This is a genomic window from Vibrio genomosp. F10 str. 9ZD137 (assembly GCF_049974785.1).
Taxonomy (GTDB): Bacteria; Pseudomonadota; Gammaproteobacteria; order Enterobacterales; family Vibrionaceae; genus Vibrio.
The window spans coordinates 1-3,344 of sequence record NZ_JBNGCJ010000799.1; the positions used below are offsets into that span (position 1 = coordinate 1).

The window sequence follows — 3,344 nt, forward strand, 5'->3', positions numbered from 1 at the left end:
TACCCGTCGTACCATTTATGAGCTGAAAAAAGCTCGTGAGCGTGCGCATATTCTTGAAGCACTTTCTCTTGCTCTAGCGAACATTGATGAAATTATCGCACTGATCAAGAACGCTCCGACACCGGCAGAAGCGAAAGTTGAGCTTGTTGCCCGTGGATGGGATCTTGGTAATGTCGCGTCAATGCTAGAGCGTGCAGGCACCGATGCTGCTCGTCCTGATTGGCTTGAAGATGAGTACGGTATTCGTGATGGTCAATACTACCTTACGGAAACCCAAGCTCAAGCAATCTTGGAGTTGCGTCTTCATAGATTAACAGGTCTAGAACATGAGAAAATTCTAGATGAGTACAAAGCATTGCTCGAAGAAATCGCTGAGTTAATGCATATCCTTGCCAGCACAGAGCGCTTGATGGAAGTTATCTGTGAAGAACTTGAGCTAGTAAGAGATAACTTTGGTGATGCCCGTCGCACTGAAATTACAGCCGCTGTCCATGATATTGATATGGAAGAGCTTATTGCGCGTGAAGACGTTGTTGTCACGCTTTCTCACGAAGGATACGTTAAGTACCAAATCTTAAGCGACTACGAAGCACAGCGTCGTGGTGGTAAAGGTAAGAGTGCCACTAAGATGAAAGAAGAGGATTACATCGAGCGTCTGCTGGTTGCTAATACTCATGACAACATCTTATGCTTCTCAACTCGTGGAAAAACGTACCGCTTGAAGGTGTACCAATTACCGCAAGCGAGCCGTACTGCTCGTGGTAAGCCGATCGTCAATATCCTTCCATTGGAAGAAAACGAACGTATTACCGCAATCTTACCGGTTTCTGAGTTCAGCCCAGAGAAGTACATCTTCATGGCAACTGGCGACGGTACCGTTAAGAAAACATCATTAGATCAGTTTGCTAACGTACGTGCTAATGGCCTAATTGCTGTTAACTTACGTGACGAAGATTCATTGATTGGTGTTGATATCACCAATGGCGACAGTGACATTATGCTGTTCTCTAAAGCGGGTAAAGTGGTTCGCTTTAGTGAAGATAAAGTGCGTCCGATGGGTCGTACCGCAGCGGGTGTTCGTGGTATGAAACTGGTCGATGGCGATCAAGTTGTGTCACTTATTGTTCCTTCTAGTGACGGTGAAATCTTGACGGTCACTGAGAATGGTTATGGTAAACGTACACAATTAGCTGAATACCCAACTAAGGGTAGAGCGACTCAGGGTGTTGTTTCCATCAAAGTTTCAGACCGTAATGGCCCAGTAGTTGGTGCTATTCAGGTTGATGAAGGCGATGAAATGATGATGATCACGGATGCTGGAACCTTGGTTCGTACCCGTGTATCTGAAGTCAGCCAAGTGGGTCGTAATACTCAAGGTGTTACTCTGATTCGTACTGCAGATGATGAAAATGTAGTGGGTCTTCAACGTATTGATGAAGTTGAAGAATCTGAACTGTTGGATGATGAGCAATCTGAAGAAGCCTCTGAAGGTGCGACAGCTTCAAGTGAAGTTACGTCACCGGATGTAGAGAGCAGTACAGACTCTGATAGTGAAGTGAACGAAGAGCCTGATGACGAATAATCGTTAATCACGTTGAACAAAAGCCGAGCAATTTAGCTCGGCTTTTTTGTATCTGAGCAAGAATATCAACCGATTATAGGGTTTACATTATGAATATTTTCTGTTCAATTAGTGTTGAAACCAATTAAAGGAGTTGAATATGACATTAGACACATGGATTGTGTATCTTATTGCCGTTCTCGTACTAACGGCATCACCAGGACCGAGTGCACTTTTATGTATGACGAAAGGCGTCACTCATGGTACCAAAACGGGTCTTTACACGGCTCTTGGTAGCTTAACCGCTATTACCTCGATATTAACCTTATCTTTCGTTGGCCTAGGGGTCATCATCTCATCTTCAGAGTGGCTATTTAATATTATTAAATGGATAGGCGCGGCATATTTAGTTTACCTCGGCATTCAGTCTTTTCGCTCTCAGCAACAGGACTATCAAGCAGCAGACAATAAGCCAAGTGAAGAGGCCAATATTCGCGAACACTTTCTGAGTGGCTTCATTGTGGGAGCAAGTAACCCTAAAGCGATTCTGTTTTTTAGTGCACTTTTCCCACAATTTATTGATGCAAGCTCAAATATGCTGGTTCAGTACATCATTTTCTGCTTAACATTTGTTGTCTTGGAATTTTCATGGTTAATGCTTTACGTACGCTTGGGGAATCGCTCCTCTAGTTGGTTATTTGCAAAAGGAAGAGCCAAGCTATTTAATCGTTTGACGGGCGGTGTTTTCATTGGAGCAGGAACCTTACTGTCTTTTTCGAGCCGAAACTGAGAGTAGGGCGAGGGGAGGGTGAGAGTCAGAGTCAGTTGTCACGCCTTCCAAGATACAATTTGATATACATTCAGTTTTATATTTAAAGCTTGTAAAGCCTAGTACTTCACTAGGCTTTTGTATTTTTTCTATCAAAATAAGTCAACCCAGTCTCTTTTAAGTACAATTTTCACTCAACTGGTCTGAAATATAGTAGTAAAGTTACAAGGATACGTACGGATTACTGATTTTCACCATGAAATAACGTATCATTACAGATGCGAATTACGACCACTAGAAACCATCATAGGTATTAATACCTATCGCAGTAAATGACGGGTCTTCTTAGCTTGTTAAAACACTCGATAACTGCATTAGAGTTTTTGATTGTAGACTCTCTATCTACCGAAAATTCTGTCTTGCTATCTAGCTTTTTTCTACGCTATTTCTAACCACTTACTGTGATTGGTAAAAATAGGTGATTTTTACTGGTCGTGTTTTATATCGACTATGATTTTAGTTTTAAGAGAGGAATGATGACGAAAGGGATCGATAAGTACAGTATTGACAGCACGGACTATACCGTAGGCCAAGATAACGTTCAGAAATGGGGGTTTGACGTACACAACCCTGTATTTGGTATTAGCGCGGGTTTAATTGGGCTATTTTTGCTCGCAGTATTGTTTTCAGATGCTGAAACCGCCAAGACGGCACTTGACGGAGTCAAATGGAAAATTATTGGCGCTTTTGATTGGTTGTTCATTTGGTCTGGGAATATCTTTGTATTATTTTGCCTTGCTCTTGTGGTCTCGCCATTTGGCAAAATTCGCCTAGGTGGACAAGATGCCGTTGCAGATTATTCATTAATTTCCTGGTTCTCAATGCTGTTCGCAGCGGGTATGGGTATTGGCCTGATGTTTTGGAGTGTTGCAGAGCCGGTTGCTTACTTCACTGGCTGGTATGAAACACCACTTAACGTAGCCCCCAATACGCCAGAAGCCGCTCGCCTAGCAC

The 3,344-nt window shown here is 42.8% G+C and carries 3 protein-coding genes; all 3 read left to right on the forward strand.

Annotation, left to right across the window (positions count from 1 at the left end):
* Positions 1-1,582, forward strand: a 1,582-nt coding sequence (locus ACP45E_RS18445; RefSeq protein ID WP_277815722.1) for a DNA gyrase C-terminal beta-propeller domain-containing protein, incomplete at its 5' end; no start/stop codon positions are given.
* Positions 1,583-1,721: 139 nt separating this feature from the next.
* Positions 1,722-2,351: a LysE family translocator gene (locus ACP45E_RS18450; RefSeq protein WP_017035330.1), complete on the forward strand. Its 630-nt coding sequence runs from the start codon at positions 1,722-1,724 to the stop codon at positions 2,349-2,351.
* A gap of 515 nt (positions 2,352-2,866) precedes the next feature.
* On the forward strand, positions 2,867-3,344 hold a 478-nt coding region (locus ACP45E_RS18455; protein WP_198927761.1), incomplete at its 3' end, for a BCCT family transporter.